This is a genomic window from Enterobacter cloacae complex sp. SHL018, from assembly GCF_049237905.1.
GTDB lineage: Bacteria > Pseudomonadota > Gammaproteobacteria > Enterobacterales > Enterobacteriaceae > Enterobacter > Enterobacter hormaechei_C.
In genome coordinates, this window is sequence record NZ_JBMKJE010000003.1 from 327,317 (window position 1) to 351,792 (window position 24,476).

The 24,476-nt window shown below is 47.7% G+C and carries 22 protein-coding genes and 2 pseudogenes; 11 read left to right on the plus strand and 13 right to left on the minus strand.

The genetic code is table 11. The annotated features are described in order from the left end of the window. Positions 1 to 97: 97 nt before the first annotated feature. From ACOTY5_RS14710 to ACOTY5_RS14770, 13 genes and pseudogenes are all read right to left on the minus strand, one after another. Positions 98 to 439: a TA system toxin CbtA family protein gene (locus tag ACOTY5_RS14710; protein ID WP_062933997.1), complete on the minus strand. Its 342-nt coding sequence runs from the start codon at positions 437 to 439 to the stop codon at positions 98 to 100. A gap of 20 nt (positions 440 to 459) precedes the next feature. Further along, a complete protein-coding gene (locus ACOTY5_RS14715) occupies positions 460 to 801 on the minus strand; it encodes a type IV toxin-antitoxin system YeeU family antitoxin (RefSeq protein WP_062933996.1) in 342 nt (113 codons plus the stop codon). Between the two features lie 10 nt (positions 802 to 811). After that, positions 812 to 1,354 (minus strand): RadC family protein, encoded by a 543-nt coding sequence (gene radC, locus ACOTY5_RS14720; protein WP_080461297.1) that lies wholly within the window; start codon positions 1,352 to 1,354, stop codon positions 812 to 814. A gap of 12 nt (positions 1,355 to 1,366) precedes the next feature. Beyond that, the gene (locus tag ACOTY5_RS14725) at positions 1,367 to 1,810 is read right to left on the minus strand and encodes an antirestriction protein (protein ID WP_062933995.1); all 444 of its coding nucleotides are present in this window, start codon (positions 1,808 to 1,810) and stop codon (positions 1,367 to 1,369) included. A gap of 30 nt (positions 1,811 to 1,840) precedes the next feature. Then, positions 1,841 to 2,662, minus strand: coding sequence for a DUF932 domain-containing protein (locus ACOTY5_RS14730; protein WP_062933994.1), 822 nt, complete (start codon positions 2,660 to 2,662; stop codon positions 1,841 to 1,843). Between the two features lie 98 nt (positions 2,663 to 2,760). After that, positions 2,761 to 2,808 carry a hypothetical protein gene (locus ACOTY5_RS14735; protein ID WP_331251230.1) on the minus strand — a complete coding sequence of 16 codons (48 nt, stop codon included), beginning with the start codon at positions 2,806 to 2,808 and terminating at the stop codon, positions 2,761 to 2,763. A gap of 23 nt (positions 2,809 to 2,831) precedes the next feature. Beyond that, positions 2,832 to 2,984, minus strand: a pseudogene (locus tag ACOTY5_RS14740) (DUF905 family protein); the annotation flags it as partial. Between the two features lie 71 nt (positions 2,985 to 3,055). Further along, complete coding sequence (locus ACOTY5_RS14745) at positions 3,056 to 3,505, minus strand: IrmA family protein (RefSeq protein WP_062933993.1); 450 nt, start codon at positions 3,503 to 3,505, stop codon at positions 3,056 to 3,058. Further along, a complete protein-coding gene (locus ACOTY5_RS14750; protein ID WP_062933992.1) occupies positions 3,502 to 3,954 on the minus strand; it encodes a YfjS/YafY family lipoprotein in 453 nt (150 codons plus the stop codon). Before ACOTY5_RS14750 ends, ACOTY5_RS14745 begins: the two co-directional genes overlap by 4 nt. A 36-nt stretch (positions 3,955 to 3,990) precedes the next feature. Beyond that, a complete protein-coding gene (locus ACOTY5_RS14755; RefSeq protein WP_062933991.1) occupies positions 3,991 to 4,560 on the minus strand; it encodes a hypothetical protein in 570 nt (189 codons plus the stop codon). Then, entirely contained in the window at positions 4,560 to 5,264 is a 705-nt protein-coding gene (locus ACOTY5_RS14760; protein ID WP_062933990.1) for a WYL domain-containing protein, read from the minus strand. The genes ACOTY5_RS14755 and ACOTY5_RS14760 overlap by 1 nt, the downstream gene beginning before the upstream one ends. 199 nt (positions 5,265 to 5,463) lie before the next feature. After that, on the minus strand, positions 5,464 to 6,339 hold the full coding sequence (locus ACOTY5_RS14765; protein ID WP_062933989.1) for a GTPase family protein: 876 nt from the start codon (positions 6,337 to 6,339) through the stop codon (positions 5,464 to 5,466). Between the two features lie 100 nt (positions 6,340 to 6,439). Next, complete coding sequence (locus ACOTY5_RS14770; RefSeq protein ID WP_230373247.1) at positions 6,440 to 7,354, minus strand: hypothetical protein; 915 nt, start codon at positions 7,352 to 7,354, stop codon at positions 6,440 to 6,442. Between the two features lie 501 nt (positions 7,355 to 7,855). Between ACOTY5_RS14770 and ACOTY5_RS14775 the strand changes: the two genes are divergently transcribed. The 11 genes and pseudogenes from ACOTY5_RS14775 to pglZ all read left to right on the plus strand — a co-directional run bounded on the left by ACOTY5_RS14775 (position 7,856) and on the right by pglZ (position 24,232). Continuing rightward, the gene (locus ACOTY5_RS14775) at positions 7,856 to 8,062 is read left to right on the plus strand and encodes a helix-turn-helix transcriptional regulator (protein WP_014226758.1); all 207 of its coding nucleotides are present in this window, start codon (positions 7,856 to 7,858) and stop codon (positions 8,060 to 8,062) included. A 97-nt stretch (positions 8,063 to 8,159) separates the two neighbouring features. Continuing rightward, positions 8,160 to 8,753, plus strand: a complete 594-nt coding sequence (locus ACOTY5_RS14780; RefSeq protein WP_062933988.1) for a hypothetical protein — start codon at positions 8,160 to 8,162, stop codon at positions 8,751 to 8,753. A 565-nt stretch (positions 8,754 to 9,318) separates the two neighbouring features. Next, positions 9,319 to 9,888: an inovirus-type Gp2 protein gene (locus ACOTY5_RS14785; protein ID WP_062933987.1), complete on the plus strand. Its 570-nt coding sequence runs from the start codon at positions 9,319 to 9,321 to the stop codon at positions 9,886 to 9,888. Positions 9,889 to 10,027: 139 nt separating this feature from the next. Continuing rightward, positions 10,028 to 10,240: pseudogene (locus tag ACOTY5_RS14790) on the plus strand (hypothetical protein); the annotation flags it as partial. A gap of 388 nt (positions 10,241 to 10,628) precedes the next feature. Further along, complete coding sequence (locus ACOTY5_RS14795) at positions 10,629 to 11,228, plus strand: DUF1819 family protein (RefSeq protein WP_062933985.1); 600 nt, start codon at positions 10,629 to 10,631, stop codon at positions 11,226 to 11,228. Continuing rightward, positions 11,225 to 11,839: a DUF1788 domain-containing protein gene (locus ACOTY5_RS14800; protein ID WP_001201808.1), complete on the plus strand. Its 615-nt coding sequence runs from the start codon at positions 11,225 to 11,227 to the stop codon at positions 11,837 to 11,839. Before ACOTY5_RS14795 ends, ACOTY5_RS14800 begins: the two co-directional genes overlap by 4 nt. 101 nt (positions 11,840 to 11,940) lie before the next feature. Continuing rightward, the gene (brxC, locus tag ACOTY5_RS14805; RefSeq protein WP_237764241.1) at positions 11,941 to 15,663 is read left to right on the plus strand and encodes a BREX system P-loop protein BrxC; all 3,723 of its coding nucleotides are present in this window, start codon (positions 11,941 to 11,943) and stop codon (positions 15,661 to 15,663) included. A 101-nt stretch (positions 15,664 to 15,764) separates the two neighbouring features. Next, positions 15,765 to 17,519 carry a DUF262 domain-containing protein gene (locus tag ACOTY5_RS14810; protein ID WP_062933983.1) on the plus strand — a complete coding sequence of 585 codons (1,755 nt, stop codon included), beginning with the start codon at positions 15,765 to 15,767 and terminating at the stop codon, positions 17,517 to 17,519. A gap of 86 nt (positions 17,520 to 17,605) precedes the next feature. After that, positions 17,606 to 19,555 (plus strand): BREX-1 system adenine-specific DNA-methyltransferase PglX, encoded by a 1,950-nt coding sequence (gene pglX, locus ACOTY5_RS14815; protein ID WP_062933982.1) that lies wholly within the window; start codon positions 17,606 to 17,608, stop codon positions 19,553 to 19,555. 68 nt (positions 19,556 to 19,623) lie between these two features. Then, a complete protein-coding gene (gene pglX / locus ACOTY5_RS14820) occupies positions 19,624 to 21,411 on the plus strand; it encodes a BREX-1 system adenine-specific DNA-methyltransferase PglX (RefSeq protein WP_421631954.1) in 1,788 nt (595 codons plus the stop codon). A 217-nt stretch (positions 21,412 to 21,628) separates the two neighbouring features. Next, a complete protein-coding gene (gene pglZ / locus ACOTY5_RS14825) occupies positions 21,629 to 24,232 on the plus strand; it encodes a BREX-1 system phosphatase PglZ type A (protein ID WP_062933980.1) in 2,604 nt (867 codons plus the stop codon). The last annotated feature ends 244 nt before the right edge of the window (positions 24,233 to 24,476 follow it).

The window sequence follows — 24,476 nt, forward strand, 5'->3', positions numbered from 1 at the left end:
TAAGTAAAAGCACCAACCAGCATCGGCAGGTGCTTTTTGGAATGAGTAAATATGTAAGGAAAGCTGCAGGGTGAATCAGGAAGGCTATTCCCAATGTTCACCGTGCCGCGCTAATACGATTTCTTTTCAATAAACCAGTTGCCTGTCGCGCCCGCAGAATATCGACTGCCCGCAGATATGGGGACTGTTCTTGCCAGTCGAATCCCCTGCGATCAATACGAACCAGCCCGTACTTTTCCACCAGAAAATTAACGGCATCGGCCAAAGATATACCGGCATCGATATGTTCCTGAATTACCGTTTCATCACTGAATGGTGTGTCGTTGAGTGTCAGGCCATAATGTTGTTCCAGCAGGCGTGCAAGCAGCATTTGCCAGACTGCCACGGGTGACAGACATAGCGTCGCCGCCTGCAGATTTGTTGCAGGTAGAGTTTTCATATTTGCTCTTGTGAAAGTAGTTAACGATGAGTGGGGTAAACGGCGATGTATACGTAGCCGCAACTGCCAAGGGTATCGGCTTCGCAGGTGAAACCATTGTGGTACAGGGTGACACAGTGGGCATGGCGAGGATTCATTTCACCAGTAGTCAGCATCGATTCCATCTGGCAGATAAAATGCGGGAATGCCGCATCCAGCCTAAGACATTCTGCTTCGCTGAACTTACCGGTGATACTGGCCCGGTCAGCCAAATAGTGCAGTCGGTTTCCCTCCTGTACCAGACGAGCGCCAAAGCAAGGTGTCACATTACGATTCAGACCCCACTTGAGAAATGAATCGTTCTCTGAGTCAGTAGATTTCATTGAAGTGCCCTCACATCCAGCCTCGCTCTGCAAGAGACACAATTCCATCTGAACCGATAACCAGATGATCGAGAGTGTTCACATCAACCAGTGCCAGCGCTTCTTTAAGCCTGCCCGTAATGTTGCGGTCACATTGGCTGGGCTCCGGATCACCGGATGGATGGTTATGCGCCAGCACAACAGCAGCAGCATTGAAGCGAAGCGCTGACTTCACCACCTCACGGGGATGGACCTGGACATGGTTAACCGAACCGGCAAATAGCGTTTCACTCTCCAGTAAACGGTGTTGATTATCGAGATAGAGCACCATGAACACTTCCCGTTCTTGTCCCGCCAGCTGTAACCGAAGCCAGTCACGGGCTGCCGTACTTGAGGTAAAGGATATGCCGGGCTGACGAAGATATTTATCCAGCAGGTTGATAGCGCGGCGGATGGTCCGTTGGGCATAGGGCGTCAATCCGGATATCGCGGGGAGCAGACAACTATGCTGGTCCATAACCGTCAGCGGAAAGAGTTCAGGCTGCGATGACACCGGGGATAATGCGGTATTCATGTCAGGCATTCCTTAGTCGATAAGATGCATAATGGCGCTGCATTCCGGATGGTTTAGCGCGTAGTCGCGTAAGCGATAATAGTGTCCAGTCATAGCGTCACACTCGGTGCGGCAGGCGTGGTGGCTGTAAGCCATCAGGCAGACTGCTATACCGGCAGCCTCTCCGCTCATCTCCGCATCGTTGCCATTCATCGGGTTGAACAACGTCCATTTCTGACCGTCAGGCTCCGGAGCCATAAATGCGCCGCTATTGCTGAGTGTGTAAAAGCTCCAGACGCCGCCGCTGTAATCAGCGCACAGGCGATCCATCCAGCCGAAGATTTGGGGCTCAAGGGTTATCCATTGTGGGATGGAGCCAAAGTGCTGCGGCCAGAAGCCGATGCGTAGTAGCTCGTCAGGGACCACCGAGGCAGTAATTGCTGCCAGCTCAGCTAATTCAGGGTTGTGTGTATCCATTAAACTATCTCCTTATGCCGGAACTGTTTTTTAACGCCCGAAAAAATCGAGCATGCTTTCTGCCATTACCCACAGGGCGCGATTGAGCTTCACATCGCCATCAATACCGGTAACGGCACGGGTGCGACTGCTTTTCCCCTGTGCGGTTCGCCCTGACAATCCACCTTTCATCAGGTTCTCCTGCACGCGCTGGTAGACGGTCCACAGGTCATCGCTGTAGTCCTCCCGGCGACGCGGAGTCAGCAACTGCGATACCGTGACCGGCTGGTGGTCTTCACCAAAGCGATACTTCAGCGCGGCATTCGCCAGGGCGTTACGGGCTGGTTCTGGCAGTGCCAGTGACTGCATTGCATCGCGCTTCTCCTCCACCCGGTCAAAGACACCGAGCACTTCGTAAGCCCCTTCAATCACCTTCTCAACAACATTCCCTTTATGTGGTACCCGCACTTCGTCAAATGACTGTCCGCAGACCAGACCGTTGGTACAGACGCCACGAAATAGTCCCGGAAGCATCTGATAGCTCGAGGTGCCGTCATGACTGTTGAGCAAAATGATTTCCGGTACCTGATGCCCGGTCAGTTGACTGGCACGACGCAGGCGAAGCATGTGTTTGGTGTGCTCCCGCTTGCTCAGGTCACGGACCTTCGTCTGGCAGGCAAAGAACGGCTCAAAGCCTTCACGCTGCAGGCTTTCGAGGATGGTGATGGTCGGGATGTAGGTATAACGGTCTGAACGAGATTCATGTTTGTCACTCCCGAACACGCTGGGAACATGACTCATCAGCTCTTCGAGGGTCAGAGGCCGGTCACGGCGTATCTGGTTTATACGGCCAAAGCGGCTGGCTAATCGCATGGGTAACTCCTTATGCAGTGGGTAAAAAGACAAAAGGCCACACTTCCCGAAGGAGGTGTGGCCTGACTGTGTTTATATCGATGATTTGCTGGTGGTGGTTATGCAGGAAATTTGCGGATGCCATAACGAGTGATATACCGGTTCAGCCAGTAACCGGCTCAAAGTTCTAGGCTCGCCAGACCATGCAACGCTCATGACGGATAACCAGACGGAAATGCGTACCCTGATCGTCCTCTATAGCAATGTTGGAATATTGAGCCGCAACCGCCTCTGCCTGCTGGCGCGAAAACGGTCCCTCAGGGAGTTCAGTGAGTTCAGGCATACAGGCTCCTTAAAACAAAAAGCCCCTGTGGCATACGCGACAGGAGCTGAATCAAACGGTTAAAGAATTGGCTAAGACGCCTTACCTCCGACAACCGTGACTTGCAGCGGTTGGTAATACTGCGGGTCGAAAACAGACAGTGGCAGGTCAATCTGGTAACCATTGCGCTCTTCCGTTGCCTTCATGATTTCGACAGAGCTGACGTTTTCCACGCATTCGTTCTCCAGCGAGGCTTCCTGAGAGCGAGTCGCATCGCTCTCACCAAATGCAGACACCGCCATATTCCCCATAACTAGCGTGTTTCCGCCTTTGTCTTTCAGACGAAGGGATAGCGTCAGAGGCCCGAACCCCTCACCACTTCCTCCGTTATCCAGACGAAACTGCCACACGCAGACATTGCCCGGCACCCAGACCATGTCTGTGTTGCGGATACTGATGTAACGCTGTTCTTCGGCCTGAGCAGGTGACAGCAGACAAAGGCTCAGAGCGAAAACTGAGATAACGCCTTTCAGCTTCTTCATGGATTTTTCTCCTGATTCTCCGGCAGATAGAGTTTCCCCATTTCCTTGCCATCGTGCGAATACACCACCGATTTTTCACCCGTGTAGCTGTCGGTTTCAATCCGGAAGCTCAGGGTGATATTGTCCGCAAGACACAGGGCAGCAATCAGAGGCTGCACCGTTTTCTGCTGCATATCCGCAATGTAGTAATAATTGCCTGACTCACAGCCTTCCGGCGACTGGTTGGTTTTCATCACCGTATATTGCGGTGTGCCAAAAGCATCCTTCTTTACCCATTCCTGGGCAATATCGGATTTATGCGAGACAACCTTGCTGAACGGTGGCGGAGTCAGGTCCTTAAAACTGGCTATCGTTTTCACACCCGCATCTTCCTTGTGGTCGCAGCCAGAGGCACTCATTGCACCGATAACTGTCAGAACGGCAAGCACAGGTGGATACAATTTCTTCATGGTGCAGATTCCTTATTATTCGTCCGTTCCGTTGCTTCAGCAGTTCCCAGTTCGTCGGCACAACTCAGCCAGACTCTGTTGGGCTACCCACTGCTGCAATTTCTGCTCTGAGGCAGAACGCTTCGCCGCCAGGGCAGCCTGCTGCTGTTTGTTGACACAGTTTTCCGGAAAAGCAGCAAGCACCTGCTTGCTGTGAGGCTCATTAACCAGCTCCAGCTGATACTGGGTATCGATGATAGTGAAGTAACACCCTTTCCCCTGGTCTTCACCCTGATAGACCGATGTCAGGTCGGAATAATAACCGCTGGCAGGTTTCAGATTCAGCTTGCGCACGGTATGAGTTTTCTTGTCGGCGAGAAAATAAGCACCACCACCACGCTGACGTAGCAGGAATTGTTTAGTCCAGGGGTAATTGCCAATGACACTGGCCTGGTAGAGCGTATTGTTCAGCGTGTCGTCGTCCATGCCATCGGCCGATTTCCAGCCATCCGCCTGCATGTACTGCCAGAATTTGACGGTACCCACGACAGTTTCGGCAGACGCCGGAAAGGTAGCGCCAGCGCAGAGACTGACGGTCAGTGCCGTTGTGGTCAGTAATTTCTTCATCATGATTCCTTATGAGGTAAAAGACCGTCGCCGGTTCTGGCGAGCAGTGAGTGAAAAACGTGAAAATGGGGAAGGGCTCTGAGTAATTCCGGTTCGGCGAGAACGTTACGAATCTGAAGGTCGGGCACGAACAGTTCCGGGCGCAAGGTAACCGCATGGATATCTTTCAGCGGAAACACCGCCACGCGATGATGATGCTCTCCAGTCAAATACCAATGCCCGCCGCAGAGTACGAGGCGGTATGGTGCAAGCCCTGAGCAACGACAACCTTCAGCCAGCAGCGTCACGCGACGATGCTCTGATATGGCCCTGACAAGACGTGTAAATATGCCTGCCCTGGGCGGCGACAATGACTCCGACTCTGCCCATATGAGGCACGGAGACTCACCGGGCCCACTCAGCAGTGAGCTGACCATGTGGTTATCCATATCAGGAAACAAGGCCTCCACACCTGACTGACGAGCAAAAGTCAGCACCGCCAGTTCGCGCTGATGGCTACCTGAAAGCAGACGACAGGTGCCGTCGCGATATTCCAGGTCGAGGTACATCAGTCGCTCACGAAAATCGCGGCGGAGGGTACGGAGCGATACACCAAACTCTGCGGCAAGAAGGCCCATATCCAGTGTTTCGCCAGCAACAAGGCGGCTGATAATCAGGGACAGCCGAACCGCCAGTCGCTCATGGCGACGCTCAGTCTGAGACATTAGATTTTCTCCATCCTGTTAACAGGCTGAAAATTAAGTGATTAGTGTAACGAAGGGGTCGGACAGGGTATGGACAGGGGAAGGCGTATTTTTTCAGTACGAGGATTACAGCTGTAATGCGCCTTTGCGCGTTGATGGTGGATTAACCGTTCATTAATTGATCACAGAAAGGACAGGGAGTGTCCGTCATAAGCTGTTGTCAGAAGAAAATCCAGTCCCAGACAACACGGGCAACTGACACCACGGCTTCCCGAACAGTCCTAATCACAGCCCTTACAGGCGCTGGCAGAAAAGATGATGACTCTACAGTGCCAATCATTTCATCCACGGCATGACCAAAGCGCTCGCGTGCCTGCTTTTTTACCGGCTCGGTGCAGAGCCTTCCGTGCAGTTGTTTTGTCAGTGGGCTGGTGGCTCGGTCAGGCAGGCTGCACATCATCGTCTCTACCATCGCATCCAGCCCCCAACCCGTTCGGGCCGATACAACACAGACTGGATGGTGCGGCAGGAAGAGCTGCTGCACAGCGCTCCGCTTGGCCTCAATTGTCGATTGTTGGCTATAAGATGGTGTATTGCTGGTGGTATTCCACTGGTGACAAGGTTCGGCCTTGTCAGCCTGATTAACCACGAACAGCACCCGATGCTGATACGCCAGCATCACCTTGCGATAGAAGTGTTCATCCACTGACAGTGCCCGGTCATCGGCTTTGATTACCCATAACACCAAATCCAGTTCGGGCAAGATCCGGCGGTATAACGTGGTGTACTCCTCGTCACGTTCCTTACTTTCACCCACTCCGGGTAAATCGACCAGCAGCAGGCTGTGAGAGCCACTGCTGAGACGGAAGCGCAGCACGTCGCGAGTGCAGGCTTCAACATTACTGACCGGTGTTACCTCTCCCTGGAACAGGGCATTACAGAGCGACGACTTACCCGATCCGGTTTTACCCATGATGCCGATTACCGGCTCGTACTGAGTGAGAGTGCGAAGACGTACAAGGATAAGTTTGCGAAGCGGGTCTGGCAGTGAAGCCAGGGGTTGCTCAAAAGCCTGAAGGCCATCAGATTTTCGCATATGGAGATCTCAGCGTGAAAAATAATAAACCCCGCGATCCGGTAAAGGATGCGGGTGATTCACTGAGATAATATCTGTCTGAAATTTTTTGGAGTGAATGCTATTTATCTTCTGCATATCTGGCATCGTGCCAGGCATTCATAATGATAACTTCCAGCTCTTCGTTAATTTTTCGACCATTTTTCTTTGCCAGCATATCGAGCTTTTCTTTAATGTCCTTCTGGACATAGGTGTTAATGACTTTTTTATCAGCAATGTTTTCCCGGAATACATTCTGATTGTATGTTTTTTTCATCCGTTGCATCATCAGACGCCGAGTATCGGGATGCGCTGGCCAGGAATACAGCACGGCCGTGAGAAACGTAATCACCTGTTGTTGTCTGATTTCAGTCATAAATGCAGGCATATAATCGGGTTTGATATGCTCCATAACATATTTAAAAGCCCATGCACATTGTTTATGATTTTTAAGGTCAATCCATTTAAATGGTTCTGGTAACTCCCGGTTTCGCTGAATCCAGATATTTTTTAATGAAGAGAGTGTTTTGATCTTAAAAATTAACTCGACATCCCAGCTATCGAAACAGGTGTAGAGTACTAAAAGTGCATGCTGATAGGTTTCTGGAATAACAGCTAATGAGCCATGCCGAATAACCGGAGGCCGTTCACGATAAAAATCGACCTCAAGTGAATTGATTTCCTTAGGGCCCATGGTTGAAAGTATATTCCATGCAAAGTAAGCGGAGCTATAGTCCTTTATCCATTCAAAATTCGTCTCCGGGACGATACTGGATAATAACTCATTTTTCATTTGCCGTACGAACTTATTGTACTCATGGGTATTTTTAAATTCATTATTAAGGTCTCTCAGAATCATGTCCATAACCTCCTGATTTTTATAATCAGTTATGAGGATTAGCGGAGTTCGCTCCCGGTATCCTTCGATGTTTTTCTTCATGTATTCGATATAAAACCGGCACGCTCTTTTTGTTCTATCCGTCAGCTGTTCTTTCATAATTACATTTTCATTGATTTTAAAGTGAGTATCACTACGTAGGTTAATGCGTGTGTAATGCGTAGTCAAATGCGTTGTTTTATGCGTCGATATATGCGTAATAAAAAGTGTAGTGAAAGTTATGTTTTATGTAATGCGTAGTGATGCGGGATTAGCTGGTTTTCTATGTAAAACAAGAGGATAAGCTACTCACTGACCTTCGGAAAAGTAAGAAGGGCTTTTTCAAAGGACAGGTAGTCCGGTGACTATAAGCCCATGAAGACAAAAGAGGAAGGATAACGGTTACCTGAGCGGTTGATGTCTGCAACAGATGAGGTAACAGAAGAATGTAAGACAGTCATGCACATGAGCGCGTCGAAATACATCTCAGAACCGGTTGACCCCTAGAGGTCAACATAACCCGCTTTTTTTACGTATCTCCCCATGGGTATGCCCCGGAGCAGTGACCGCAATTAAATATCACTCATCCGGGTTACCTTTCTTAACCGGAGATACCAAATCATGACCACGCATCCCTTACTTACCGAAGACCAGTTGATTGACATGGCATTTATTACCAGCCTGCTGCAGATGACAGACAAGTGGATTTACAAGCTTATTAAGGACGGATCCTTCCCCAAACCTATCAAGCTGGGGCGAAGCTCCCGATGGCGGAAGAGCGAGGTGGAGTCCTGGCTTCAGGAACGTGTCGACCAGTCCCGTAAATAACCTCACTCTTAACTAATCCCACTGGCAAGAAAATAACTATCCGGCTCATCCGGAGGTTTTCTGCTGCCTGTCATTTGCCCCTGAAGGAATAAGCATCATGAAAGACTATAAACCGCGTTACGAAGAACTTCACAAATACTACCAGACCTGGCTGACCGACTTTACGAAGTTAACGGTCAGGTCGGGCATGTGTCACCAGAATATCTACCATCACCATACCCTGACGGTTGGCAGCCTTAAGTTTCCGGGAGAGGAAGAGGTTATTGCTGTTGTTCCCCAGTGCCTGCACCGGATTATTTATGGCAGAGCAGCAGCCCCACTGACTGTTAATGATGACCTGAGCGTCAGTTTATTTACTCAGGAACATCTGCTGGCTCACCATCCCATGCTGGAAGGTATTCTGCTGTCTGAGTGCGTGCGGTTAAAACAGCGTCCTGTGGCAAATAAACTCATCAGTTTGTTTCGGCAGTTCAGCGGTAGCGAGCTGCGTCTGAAGCTGGTCTGGCTGTGCTGGTACGATTTGATGCTGGGGAATAGTCTGGATGACTGGACTGACAATCTCAGATTCATAAAAGACCAGGAAATGGAGCTCTGGATCAATAACCGGCAGGAAGAAAACCCTGCGCTGACGAGTATGATGGACGAGTACGTCTGCTTTGCGTGGCGAACGACAGCTGAACCACTAAATTAAACTCCGATAGCTGACAGTAAATCCGGCTTCTGCAGGGTAAAACAATAGTCATTTCTGCAGAAGCTACCTTTGGAGTGGTTTTTGTTCAAAAAACACTCTGCGAAGCTGCATGCAACAAGGCTTTGTCAGTCGTTAGTGATGCTGGCTTAAGCATTAGCTGATGTCATCAGAAATGAATAATTAAGGTTAATTAATATTATTTATAGAAGTCAGTAAGTTATGTCTGTCTTATTTCTCACTGCATACCTGTTTCACTGTACAGCTCACTGATGTAGTTCCGTCAGCCCGGTAGTCGTGATCCAGCCAGTCACCATTGTAGCTGTCTGATAACAACCCGCTCATATCAAGAAGCCACTCCTGCTCTGTGAATGCTGCTGCCAGCGTATTTGCACGAGATAGCTCACCCATCTGTGAAAACGTGATTAACAACGGGCCGGGATACGTTGTCCCCATATGTCCTCTGTGGCGTGATTTCCGCTGTTGTTACCACCCGATACACCTGCACCGTGGGCTGTTCATAAATTACGTCACACCTATTTCCTTTGACTCAACACGAGGAATTCCAATGAAGCCTTACAACGCCAATCCTAACTACTTAATGAACAGTCAGATCCTGGAGGACATAAACGCCCACATGGAAGCGATGTTTCAGCGTTTCGCTAAGCTGTTACCCTTCCGGATTGATTTTGCTTACCGGAGAAACACTGCCAGTTTCGGGCATGCCTGTAAACACACTATGTGTACAGAAATCCGTCACCTGCTTGCCGAAACAGAAAACGCTCTGGCAGGTTTTTACTGGGTGATGGAATACACGCCGAAGAAAGGTCTGCATATCCATTTACTCGGTTATCTGAACGGGCAATATCACCAGAACCCTTACCTGCTCTCCCGAACGATGGGGGATATCTGGAAAAGGGCAACCGAAGGAGACGGATACCACTACCTGTGCCGTAAGAAAGAGAATTACCCGGTCCGGATCGACCAGGTTATCCACTATACCGATACCCCAGCAATTAAAGCCCTGCGCTATGCCATCAGCTATCTCGCGAAAGTTAAACAGAAAGAGAATGGCATGATTCTGGGGCGAAGTACGGTACCGGAGAAAAGTAACAGGGGCAGGCCGCGACAAGGCTGAATGACCGGGATTTACCCATACCCGCTCAGCAACGCCACCGGAACGATGGTTGACTGCTCTGTCAGAGCTATACCACGGTATACCAGCGACAGGATCACAGCCATCCGGCAAGGGATCTTCTGCTGTTGATGGACAGCCCAATGGCTGGTTGCACCGGCGTGAGTTTAAAGAGCATTACGAGGCCAATATCAACATTCCGGTACGTTACAGCGACCCGGACAGTATCGACAACATCCGTCAGGTACTGGGGTATATGACCAAAATTCAACAAAAAGAGGGGCTGCCGTTGTTTGGTTGCAATGAGGTCCCTGAGCGACCAGCAACCGGACGACCACGTAAGACTGACTTCTGAGTAAGGCAGTTTTTTACGCCAGCAATTCATAGTGTGACAACCACACCGCTATTTCCCCCGCAGCACCTTTAAACCTTCCAACCGCATGGCTTATGTCCGCCCTTCAGGGATGACTTATGCCTGCGTGTTGGCGGGCTGGATCCAACAATATGTTTGCCAAATCCTTTCTCGCTCTCGACGGTAACGGTGGTCAGCGATGCCCTTACAGCCTCTTATGATCGCTACACCTGCAAGTGTGCAGCAATATCCGTGGCAAATTATATTGCGCCTCTGAAGCGGAAAAATCACGCTGGTCGATAGCAAAGGCAAAATGTGTTTTGTCATAAGGCCATATGCTCCAATTTCGCGTATCATAACGGAGTTTTTAAACCCTGACCGTGGAGCCATTATGACCGCCAAAGAATATCTGGGTGACATCATTGGTGGCAGCCTGATGTTGCGTGAGAGCAGAGTCATCGCGGAGCTGCTGATATCCTCACCAAATGATGATCAATGGCATAATGCTATTGTAAATGACAATGTGCTGCAGAAGACCTCAGTGCACAGTGTTAAACGCATGGCTTCAACCCTGCGTAAAAGAATTCAACCGATGGGTGAGGCATTCTGGACTGAGCTACTAAAGGCCCCTGATGATGCAGCCAGACAAATGTTGCTAATGGCGACAATGTGCCAATCCCCAGTGCTGACCGATTTCATGGCAACGACACTGTCTGATGCCCGACAGATGTTTCGTGAATCATTGCGCAGCGAAGACTGGCAGGAATTTATTCTATCCCGCCAGCGTGCCATTGTCGGCTTGGATCAATATTCCGAAAGCTCAATCCAGAAAATGGGCAACAATGTATTTAAAATCCTCGCAGATAGCGGGTATCTGGAATCAGGCCGCAGTAAAAAGCTGAAAAATGTCTTCCTACTACCCCAGATAAGAGAGTGGGCAAACAGTCTCGACTGCCAAAAAGTCTACGATGTGATGGAGTCCGTCAGATGAGAGCGAAACTGGACAGTAAGCCGCAATTGTCAGCTCGTCTGGAACAAATCGAAGACCGGCTTAAAAGTGAAGGCTTCCTGAAGAACCAAGAGCTCGGTGGTGAGATCGGTTTTTATATCTTTGATTACCCACCTCAATTTGAACTTACCGTACGGGAATATCTGAGATTGACTCTGCCTCGCCTAGCCCGGCAGGGGCTGAATTTCGCTCATCTCAATCTGTTCGAAGAGGTACTGGCAATTTTGCAAGAGCGTAAATTGTTAGATAAAGCTTTTGATCTGGAACGCAAAAAAGGTACCGATGAGCTAGCCAAAGCACTTAAAGGACCTCTTGAACAAGGTCGAATTGCTAAGCATCTGATAGATAAAGTGCTTCCGGCCTCGCCTCAATTTGTATTGTTATCAGGTCTTGGCCAATGCTGGCCATTGCTACGTGGTCATAGTTTGCTTAATGCATTACATGCCCATATGGGGGCAATACCATTGGTATTGTTTTATCCGGGCAGTTACAACGGCCTCGAACTTTATCCTTTTGATCTGGACAGCGCAGAAGTGGCAACAGCCAACTACTACCGAGCTTTCCAACTGGTGCCTCACGCATCTAAGTACTGAAATTTAAACTGCTGCCGTAGCTTGTTTTTTGAGAGAATTCAAACCACTAACTTGGCCGCGAAAGAGTCATCACGTTATAGCGAGCAGAAGAGTCTCGCTGAATGATAGAGACGGAATTTTTAATGCAGATAAGAGAGCTGTTTACCAAACAACTGGATCGCCCAATCAATGGTGTGGTGAAAGCCGAGCAGCTGGATGAGCAAATCATCTGGACTGAGCTTGACGAGTATGTGGTGACCCGTGAACTTGACCGCCACCTTCGTCACTTTTTTGAGACCTACCTGCCTGGTGTCAGCCATCCAGATGATCCTAGTGTGGCGGGTAAAATTGGGATTTGGGTATCGGGTTATTTCGGTTCCGGTAAATCTCACTTTATAAAGATCCTCTCTTACCTGCTCGGTAACAAGAAAGCTGTTAACAATGGCCAAACAAAAGCTGCCATCGAGTTTTTCAAAGAGAAAATCAGCGATCCCCTTCTTTACGGTGATATCCACGCTGCAGTTAACCGCAATACTGAAGTAATTCTCTTTAATATCGACAGCCGCGCAGATACTGAAGACAAAGAAGATGCCATTCTCAAAGTTTTCTTGCGCGTCTTCAATGAGCGCCTGGGATATTGCGCTGACCATCCTCATATAGCTCACCTGGAACGTGAGTTAGATTCCCGTAGCCAATACGAGCCATTCAAAGCAAAATTTGCTGAACTCACGGGCTCAAGCTGGGAAGAACAGCGTGATGCCTATGGTTTCTGTCGTGATGAAATGGCAAAAGCCTGGGCCTATGCTACCGGCCAGTCAGATGCCTCATCGGTGCAGAGTATGGAAAATCTCGAATCCATGTTTACTCTCGACATTGCCAACTTCTGTAAATGGGTGCGGGAGTATCTCGATCGTAGCGATCCATCTGGCGACAGTAAACGCATGGTCTTTCTGGTAGATGAGGTCGGACAGTTTATCGGCAACAACACCCAGATGATGCTCAAACTGCAGACGATAACAGAAAATATCGGTACCGCTTGTGGAGGCAGAGCTTGGGTAATCGTCACTTCACAAGAAGATATCGATGCCGTACTAGGAGATCTTAGCGCTAAAAAAGGCCAGGACTTCTCCAAGATCCAAGGGCGTTTTCACACAAGGATTTCCCTCTCCTCGTCCAATACCAATGAGGTAATACAGAAACGTCTGCTCGAAAAAAGTGAAGACGCTAAAAACTGCCTGGCAGAATTGTTCAGTCAAAAAGGCGACATTCTTCGCAACCAGTTGACCTTTGATACCAGCACTACAGCTGAGCTTGCTAACTACAGTGATAATGTTGAGTTTGTTGATCACTACCCTTTTATTCCCTATCAGTATCTGCTGGTACAAAAGGTCTTCGAAGCAATCCGCAAAGTGGGGGCTACCGGTAAACATCTCTCCCGTGGTGAACGTTCTCTGCTGGATGCATTCCAGAATGCCGCACGCCAGCAGATGAACAAAGATATCGGTGTATTGGTGCCTTTCCATGCCTTTTATCCGGCAATCGAATCTTTCCTCGATACCAGCGTTAAACGCATCTTTGAACAAGCGGCTGAGAAAGCAAGCCTCGATCCTTACGACATTAATATTCTTAAATCGCTGTTTTTAATCCGCTATGTCGATCTGGTCAAATCCACCATTGATAATCTGGTCACACTCTCTATTGAAGAAATAGATACCGATAAAGTGGCACTGAAAAGCCGAATCGAAGCCAGTCTACAGCGTCTTGAAAACCAGCTATTGATTGTCAGAAATGGCGATGAATACGTATTCCTGACTAACGAAGAAAAAGAAGTCGAGCAGGAGATCAAACACACTCAGGTTGAAGCAACTGAAGAGAACCGGCAACTGGCCCGGTTGGTGTTTGAAGAGGTAATGGGCAATCGCCGTCAGTATCGCTATCCGGTAAACAAGCAGGATTACCCTCTGACTCGCTTTTGTAACGGCCACTCTATAGACGGCAGCCAACAAACAGATCTGGCGCTCAAAGTCATTTCCCCACTGGATGCCAATTTTGACAGTTATAACGAACAATCCTACAAGGCACTGAGCCAAGAAGGGAATGGTTGTATTCTGGTACGCCTGTCGAGTGAGAAGCGGATCTGGGCTGAATTTGATACTTGGTTGAAAACCGAGAAATTCCTGGCAGGGATACGAGGTAAACGACCTGAGCAAGAGAAATTGCTGGCAGAAAAAGCACTCGAAAACACCCAGCGTCGCAGCCGTCTGAAATTACTATTCGATGATCTGGTGAAACAAGCACAGATATTCGCACTCGGTAATGAGCTGCAAAGTAAATCGCCTAGTGTCAGCAATATGCTTGATGAAGCTTGTGCCTACGTAATCGAAAACTCATTCCAAAAGCTCTCTTTACTACAAAGCTGTGGTAACAACCCGGTGCAAGAGCTGAAGTCGGTGATCATGGCCGATGACATGGCACAGCTAAATGTAAATCTCGGTGAACAAGACCCCAATGCTGCTGCAAAAAAGGAGATTGAACTCTTTTTGAATGTCGCAGATGAAAAAAATCAGCCGGTCTACCTTAAAGAATTGTTAGAGCGATTCAGTGCTCGTCCCTTCGGCTGGAACCGTGACGAAGTAATGCTACAGGTGACTCATCTGGTCTTGCTTGGTAAGGCTGCGCTATCTACACCGAATGGTGATTTGCCCCTCAAACGCAGCTACGAACATTTTACCTCGGTACGTAGCCACAGCACACTGCGTATTCGTCGAGTACGTCAGCATACAGAACAGCAAGTAGCTAAAGCGGCTAAACTGGCGAAAGATATTTTTAATAAACCCTTCGAGAGCAGCGAAAAAGAGCTGGCGAATAAGCTTCTTGACGTACTAGGCGAGTGGCAGCGGTTAATTAAAGAATTTGATTTTAAAGCTAAAGATGGGAATTGCCCTGGCAAAAGCACCCTGCTTACCGGCAGTCGATTGATCGCCAGCCTGCTTGAGCTGGGCAACAACAGTTATGCCCTAATCGATGGACTCTGCCAGCAGAGCAACGAATGGCAGGATTTTGCCGAAGATTTTGAAGAAGTCGAGGAGTTTTTCACTCGTCAGTTTGATATCTGGCAACAGTTGCGTCGAGCCCTCAACGATCAATTCAAATCCAATCGCCATGCACTGGAGCAAAACCCAGAAGCGGCTAAAGCATTATCTGCACTGCAGGCTATCTACGATGATAAATCCCCGTATAGCAAACTGCGCCAGGTGGGATCGTTAATTGATCAACTCATCGCCATTAACCTGCAACTGGTAGAACAGAAACGTGCCGCGGCTTTGGAAGCGATCTATGCAACCCAGCAAGGTGTTGCACCGCTGGTTGCTGACTTACCAGCTGAGTTACAAAACCAGGCAATGCGTCCCTTTAATCTGTTAAAAGAACGGGTCAGTAACAGCTTATCCTTACATGAGATTGTTAGCCTGCAACAAGAGGCTGATGATGAAGAAGATAAGGTCTTAGAACTGATCAACCGCTACAGCGCCGAACTTCAAGCTCGTCTGGAAGCGGAGCAAGCCGCAGCACGGAAAAAAGCGGCTGAACCGCCTAATAGCGATGCGGGTACTTTGAGAGAACCGGATCCATCAGGCTCGCCAACTACTGTTGCGAATAACTCTGCTGCGACAGTGGTTAGCCACAAACCAATACCTAAACCTATCGAACTGGTTTCACCTGCAGAATTACTCGGTGCCAGCCATATCTTTATAGAAACGGAGCAGGATATCGACACCTATCTCGCGACACTTCGCAGCCGTTTACAACAGGCAATAGGTCAGGGTAAACGAGTGCGGATCAAATAGTGTTGCGCCCAAAAGCAAGGATGTAAAAAGCTCGGCCCCTTTTCTCATCAAAAGGGGCGTAAAGAGTGCTTCGAACACAACCATACGGGAAGAGATAAAACATGTACCAAACCGGTGGCACCATCGAAACGCTGCTGAACAAAGTTGAACAGCATGAATATATTTTGCCTGCAATCCAGAGAGAATTTGTCTGGCGGCCAGATCAAATCTGCCAGCTGTTTGACTCTCTACTACAAGGCTACCCGTTTGGTACCTTCCTGTTTTGGAAAATTAAAACTGAGAATCTGCGTCAGTATCAATTTTATGATTTTATGCGTGACTACCACCAGCGTGATCAAGTCCACTGTAAAAAACTAGATATCATCGGTGAAAATGATCGCATCGCGGTTCTAGATGGCCAGCAGCGAATGACGGCACTAAACATCGGGTTACGCGGTTCCTATAGTTGGAAAACTCAGGGTAAATGGTGGTCCAGTGCAGACGCCTTTATCGAACGTCGCCTCTATCTCAATCTTTTTGAATGCACAGACCCTGACAGCGGAACTCGTTATGAGTTCGAGTTCTTGAGTGAGGATGAGGCAAGCCACAACGATGAACAACACCATTGGTTTTTAGTCTCCCGTATTCTCGGTATGAATGCCTATGACGTAATGATTTCAGTCATGGAAATGAAAATGCCAGATGAACGCAAACCAGCAGCAGGTAAAGTGATTTCCCGTTTTCATGACATCATTCACAATAAACCTTTGATCAGTTACTACCTGGAAGAAGGTCAGGAGCTATCCAAGGTTCTCAATATCTTTATCCGTATGAATAGTGGCGGAACAACACTCTCCTATTCAGATCTACTGCTCTCCATCGCCGTAACGCAATGGAGCACGCTGGATGCGCGTGATGAGATTCACAAGCTAGTAGATGAAATGAACCAAATAGGTAATGGTTTTTCCTTTAGTAAGGACCTGGTGCTCAAAGCAGGTCTGATGCTGAGTGATATCGGTAGTGTTGGGTTTAAAGTAGAGAATTTTAGCAAAGAGAACATGTGCAAGCTGGAAGATAACTGGGAACGCATACGTAAAGCTTTACTTCTTGCAGTCAATCTACTCAGCAGTTTCGGCTTCAACAGTTACAACTTGGGAGCAGACAGTGCCCTACTCCCCATAGCATATTACCTCTATCATCGAGATCTGGATAATAGCTACCTATCCCGTAGCGAGTATGCTGCTGATAGGCAGGGGCTAAGAGGTTGGCTCATTCGCTCTATCCTCAAACAATCCGGTATTTGGGGAAGTGGTCTTGATACACTTCTGACTAACTTGCGAAGCAAGATCAAGGAACATGGCCAGCAAGAGTTTCCTTTGATAGAAATGTCTATTGCGATGACAGAACGCGGCAAGAGCTTACGCTTTGAAGAAGAAGAACTACAGTCTTTGGTTGAACTCGACTATGGTAACCGCCGAACTTTTGCCTTGTTATCTCTGCTCTTTCCGGGACATGACTTCTCCCACCACTTCCATGTTGATCACATATTCCCTAGAGCCCGCTTTACCAAAAGCCAACTGAAAAAGATAGGGATGACCGATGAAATACAGATTGAAGAGTGGATGAACATGGCTAACCGGCTGCCTAACCTGCAGTTGTTAGAAGGGGGCCAGAACAATGAAAAACGCGAGAAGTTACCGCATGAATGGTACGAGGTGATGTGGCCGGAGCCAACTGCCCGTGCTAATCATCTTCACTTACAGGCAATCGACTCACTTCCAGAGACTTTGGTTGGATTTGAGGGGTTCTATCATCAGCGTCGTGAAATATTATTGGCACGTTTGCGTCACATTCTGAGAGAACCTCTTACGACATAATTTCATTTTCAGGTGAGTTACGACTCATTTGACATTTTATTGTGAATGGTGGGATACCGCCAAGATAAACCAATTTGTGAGCCTTAATGAACACTGCCAATCTAGAAAAAATAGCCCCTCGGGCTCGTAAAGCATTTATCACAGCTATCAAAACACGTGCTGCAGAATTTGGTATCACTACCAAAGGCCATGTAGAGCCAGTAATTAGCGGTGAAGTGCTGCAAGTCGCTGGATTTACCCATCCAGCCAGCTGTGCCTCCGCCCTTAAGCGCCTGCAGCAACGGCTTGCAAACGATAGTTATGAGACCCTAATAGAGCATATGGCATACACTTGGTTTAACCGATTCTGTGCCATCCGCTTTATGGAACTGAAAAGCGAAGAGGGATATTTAGAACACGGTGTGCGTCTGCTATCACACCCGTCTCTGCCACTGGGCTTTGAGGTATTGGATCGTGCCCCTGAGGTGATCGATTCCCTGATAACAGAAGGTGTGCTTTTAGATAAGCCCGCTCTGCTGGACCTGCTACTGGCAGGTAATGAGCAGGAGACTCTCTTTCGTGAGCTGCTTCTGGGTCAGTGCCACCGACTGCATCAGGCAATGCCATTTTTGTTTGAAGCCATTGATGATGAAACAGAACTCCTGTTACCTACAGGCCTTACCCGCACCGATGCCTTCTGGCGCGAACTAGTAGATGCAATTCCAGAACCTGACTGGCAGCAAGTAGAGGTAATCGGCTGGCTATATCAGTTCTATATCTCGGATGAAAAAAAGAGAGTTGATAAAAAAGTTAAAACGGGAAAAACCGTTGATAGTTCAGAAATTCCAGCTAAAACTCAACTGTTTACTCCTAACTGGATCGTACAATATCTGGTGCAAAACTCTGTAGGGCATCACTGGCTGCAAACCTATCCTGAGTCCACACTCAAAAGCGCGATGCCCTACTATATCGACCAAGGCGAACAGGCTTCCGAGGTTGTGGCGCAACTGGCTGAACTTACAACCGCCAGCATCGAACCTGAATCGATACGCGTACTCGATCCAGCCTGTGGGTCCGGCCATATTCTGGTGGAAGCCTATAATGTGCTCTATCGAATTTATGAAGATCGCGGTTATCGGAGCCGCGAGATCCCAGAGCTAATACTTAAGAATAATCTTTTTGGACTCGATATCGACGACCGCGCTGCACAGCTAGCGGGTTTTGCTTTGTTAATGCGTGCCCGTCAGGATGATCGTCGTCTGTTTTCTCGTAACAATGGTTGTGGTATTGAATTAAATGTTTACTCCCTACAGGAAAGTCGACACCTCAACATTCAGAAACTCTGGCAAGCGCTTAATCTCAATGCTGATGCGCAGCATGGCCAGACTCAAGATCTACTTACAGTAGCCCAAGCTACAGATGACCCCCGTCTTACGCTTCTAAAAGACCTGCATCAGCGTTTTCTTAATGCCAAAACACTAGGTTCTTTAATTAGTATATCTACTGAGCAAGCCTCAGCTATTGAGGAGCTCTATACCACGATTCTGGAACTCACTAAAAATGGCGATAATATGCAACGACCTGAATCTAAGAAGCTATTGCCGCTGCTAGCACAAGCTCGCCTACTAGCTAAACGCTATGATGCGGTGATCGCGAATCCACCGTACATGGGCAGTAAGGGGATGAATGCGGATCTGAAAGAGTTCGCTAAGAAGCAGTACCCTAATAGCAAGTCAGATCTGTTTGCCATTTTTATCGAGCGCAATCTGAATTTAACTAAAGAGTCAGGTGTAGTAGCAATGATCACCATGCAAAGCTGGATGTTTCTCTCTTCATACGAGTCATTGCGTAACCGAATTTTGAATCAACACACTATCCTGAGTATGGCTCATCTTGGAGCAAGAGCATTCGATAGTATCGGCGGAGAAGTAGTCTCAACTACTGCATTCGTATTAGGGAATTTTCACCTTTCAAGCTATCAGGGCGCTTATCTCCGTTTAGTGGATGGTAACTCTGAAGCAGAAAAAGCAGCAATGTTTAAAGCGGCTATTGCTTAAAGAATTAGGACTTAAACAAATGATCAGTAGTGAATTGACCAATATTCGCTACCGAAAGGAGACTCATAATGAGCCCGAAAGAAAAAAACAATAAAATTACAAATTTATACAGAACATCTGCATCTGAATTGCAAAAGCTTCCGGGATGCACTATTTCATATTGGGCAAGTCATAAAGTAATAGATTTGTTTTTAAACGGTAAACATTTGGGCGACATCTCATCACCGAGACAAGGACTTGCTACTAGTGATGATCAACGATTCCTTAGGTTATGGCATGAGGTCGATTTGGAGCGTTGTGCATTACTAAGTGAGAAAGATGATCATAACAAACGAGCATCCCGAAAATGGCTCCCCTTTGTTAAGGGTGGGGCTGCTCGAAAATGGTATGGGAATAATGAATTAGTCATTAACTGGGCCAATAACGGTCTCGAGGTTAAAGATTATGCAGAATCTCTGTATGGTTCTGTCACTCGTACCATAAAAAATATTAAGTTCTACTTCAATGAGATGATTGCATGGTCCCTAATATCAGGAGGTATGCCCTCTTTCCGATGGCAGCCAACTGGACAGATATTTGGTCATAAAGGGCCTGGATTATTTTCTACTGTTGAACTTAATTTACAAGATGCAATTGCTTTTCTAAATAGTAATGTTACCCGTTACATTCTTTCATTTACCAATCAGAATTTGAGTTATGAAGTTGGTGCAATCCAGAAATTACCTGTACTGAACAAATTTCCTGCAACCAACCCATCCAGACTCATTGAGATTGCAATTGGAGACTGGGATTCTTATGAAAACTCATGGGATTTTAAAGTTCTGACTCTACTTAAATCCAATCTTCGTTGTTCATGCTTAGAGGCAGCCTATCTACAGATCCGCCAACAGTGGTATGAAGTTACACTTGAGACACAACGCCTTGAAGAAGAGAATAATCGTCGCTTTATCGAAGCCTACGACCTAGGAGATGAACTCAGTCACAAAGTACCTCTGGAAGAGATTACCCTCACCTGTAATCCGCACTATCGTTACGGTGCCAATCTCACTGACCAAGAGCGTGAAGAACGTTTGCAATCCGACACCATAGCGGAGCTAAGTTCCTATATAGTCGGTTGCATGATGGGCCGTTTTTCCCTTGACCGTGAAGGATTAGTTTATGCTCATGCCGGTAACGAAGACTTTAAAACGCTAGTAGAAGAAGGCGCTTACACAAGTTTCCCTGCCGATAGTGATGGTATTCTGCCACTGACCTCAGAGGCCTGGTTTGAAGATGATATTGCCGCTCGGGTTGAAGAGTTTGTCAGCACAGTTTGGGGTACAGAGCATCTGGAAGAGAACCTACAATTTATTGCCGATAGCCTTTGCTTAGCGGCGATCAAGCCCGTGAAAAAAGGAGGAGAAACCTCCCGCGAGACTATTCGCCGCTATCTCTCGACCCAATTCTTTAAAGATCACATGAAGACCTATAAAAAACGCCCAATCTACTGGCTATTCAGTTCAGGTAAAGAGAAAGCCTTTGAATGCTTGGTCTATTTGCATCGCTACAATGAAACAACTCTCCCGCGCATGCGCACTGAGTATGTCACTCCTCTGCTCGGCCAAATGGATAGCCGTATTGAGCGCCTGCGCCTGCAACAGAATGAAGCAGAAACAGCCGAAGCCAAACGCATCGTTAAAGAGATCGATAGCCTGACCAAACAGCTTACCGAGCTGCGTTCTTTTGACGACCAGCTCAAACACTATGCTGATATGAAGATCCAGCTCGATCTCGACGATGGTGTTAAGGTCAACTACGGCAAGTTCGGTACTTTATTAGCTGAAGTGAAAGCTATCACTGGCGATAAAGCCGAGTAAGTTCAAAAAGATAAAGCGGGAACATTTATGTTTCCGCTTTATCACTTTGTTCTCACTATCCACTTGTACAAATTAGTTAGATTAGCTATCGAATCTTTAGCATGTGGGATTCAGTCACTGATCAACGTTCAGAGTTGGTATAATCATCTTCAACATTACACACTACCGCCGATTCACAGCCATGGTGCTGATGGCTTAATTATTCCGAGACGTACTGATGGATATCACTCAGCTTCAAACCGGGCTAAACAACAAATTCACCGCAGATCGGATTGTTTTCTGGCACGACCCAGAACAGAGCTTTACTGCACAGCTTACAGAGCTCGCCATACTGTGGAACGGGTTGCCAGTAACAGTGCTCAATATGGCAGAGCAGTCACAGCTTCAAACTCGTAAACGCATTGAAATCGATGAACCCATGCAGGGATTCCTTCTCTACTGGCCCAGTTCAGAACCATCACCAGCTAAAGACTGGTTGCTCGATATACGTCGTTATAGCACCACTTTTTATGCTGATGCAGCCTCAATTCTGCTTAATGACCTCGGTCTCGCCAATATGGCGCTCCGCGACCACATCGCGTCACGTAAAAGCTTTTTCGCCAACAAAGAGCGTACTGCAGCCTTTAAACGTCGCCTGGACGGCCGTGGCGGTATAGAAGATCCGCTATCACTTGATATGAAGATGATAAGTGTCGTGCTGGCTTGTCATGCTCAGATTGCCGAAATAATGAAAAGCATTGGCGATCGATTACTTGAGAATGCTGAAACCGCTCTTGTTCCGCTAGAACAGCATGGATTGCTGCCTGGATTTTGGCATTTAATGAACCTTGAATATGGATACCATATAGTTGAAGGGACAGAACCGTCACTACGCGAACTGATTCGTAAGTTACTAGTGAGTGAATGCTACGAACAGCTTGATACCAAAGAGCGCCCTGTCTGGCTACAGTCACAACTATTAGCCACTCCCACCGGACGTGCGAATGCTATGGCTCTGCTATCTGGTTGGCGTGATTCTAACCAGTACAGCAGCAATTTTGCCGACATATCTGCACAGGTAGCGGATCAGCTCGAACTTGCTTCACGCCTGACAGCGCAAGATATCTGGCTCTGGGGAGAAGTCGAAGGCTTTGAAGCGGTCGAACAAGGTTTGATCCGTGAGCTGATTTCTGGATTAAACAACGGTGACTTGAAACTGAATCGAGTAGAGTTTGCCCAACTAATCTCTCGTCGTCGACATGGATTCTGGGCCAGAACTGTACCTAAATATGCATATATTTACCAGGCGCTGCAACAAGCTGAATTGTTGCTAGAACTACGCCGTTCGAAACCGGATGGTTTTCATTACACTTCAGCGCAAGAAATGTATCTTGCCTATGAAGCTGAATTGTTCCAGTTTGATGCAGCCTATCGCCTGTTTAATGAAGCGCTATTACATCTGCAAGGACAGTCGGTAGAAGTGCTGGCAGTACTGGCCAGTAAAATCGAAGATTTGTATGTGAACTGGTATCTGTACCAACTGGGACTGACATGGGATGGCTTGCTAGTTAAAGAGCAGTTGCTTGATAACTGGCAACTTGGCCTCCCTTCTCAGCATCGCTTCTATGATACAGTCATCAAACAACGCTTTGCCCAAAGCGGCGTCAAGCGCCAGTTTGTTATTATCAGTGATGCCTTGCGCTATGAAGTTGCTCATGAGCTCCAGGGACAGATAAATGAAGCCAAGCGCTTCACTGCGCAGCTCAAGAGCCAGCTCGGGGTACTACCTACCTACACGCAACTTGGCATGGCCGCCTTACTCCCACATCAGCAACTAGACTATGCCGCTACCAACTCAACAGTATTAGTAGATGGACAGAGCAGCGCGGGTTTAGAAAATCGCAGCACTATTCTAAGTAAGGTAGGTGGTATAGCGATTTCGGCCAAAAGTCTGCTGAGCTGGACCCGGGCAGAAGCTAACGAGGCGGTTGGTGACGCAAAGGTAATCTACGTCTATCACGATGTCATCGATGCTCAGAGTGAATCTCAGAAAAGTGAGCTCAAGACATTCATTCATGCCCGCCAGGCTATAGACGAACTGAATGGACTCATCAACAAAATTATCAATGGGTTTGGCGTTACTCGCGTAGTTATCACAGCCGATCATGGATTCTTATTCCAACAGGCCTCAGTTGAAAACGGGGTAAAATCGCCTCTGAAACACGAACCATCTGGAACTCTGGAAGCTTCAAAACGCTATCTCCTTGGTCGCAATTTACCAACAAACGAAGATGTCTGGCATGGGCAATTGCGTAATGTTGTTGGTGGTAACTCTGATGTGGAATTCTGGCTTCCAAAAGGAGTGAGCCGTTTCCATTTTGTTGGTGGAGCCCGCTTCGTCCATGGTGGTGCAATGTTGCAAGAGGTCTGTGTTCCAATACTTGAAGTACAAGAGCTGCGTGGCAAGAAACAAACTCTGCATGAAAAAACCAAAGTCGACATAGTTCCGGCATACCAACCCATTAAGCTGGTAAATGTGATCGATAAAATCCGCTTCCTGCAGACCGATGCCGTCGATGAACGTCATAAACCAAGAATGGTTCGTTTCTCGGTGGTAGATAGTTCAGAACAAACCGTGTCAGCTGTTGAGAAGCTACTCTTTGAAGCGACCTCAAGTAATCTGGATCAGCGCCAGCAAGACGTGCGTTTAAAACTGACCGGTGCTCAATTTGACCGCAAGGCGCAGTACCAATTGCTGCTCGTTGATGATGAGGATGGTATTGAAATGGCACGCTATCCAGTCACTATTGATTTGGCAATCCAGGATGAATTCGGTTTTTAATGGCTCGCAAAATAGCGATCCTGCGGATGTGAAAAGTAAATTCTAATGTTGGGTGCCAGCTAATCAGTACCCGGGAGCAATACCAGATGCCACATGATGAGATAAATCCTACTGAAGGTGAGTTTGTAGGAAAGGAAACCGCACAAGAGCCAGCGGTGAATGTCACACATATCACGAACAATGTAGTGATCCAGCAGATGGACGTTTACACGGAGAAGCTTGCCCAGCCGAGCGGAACTACTGT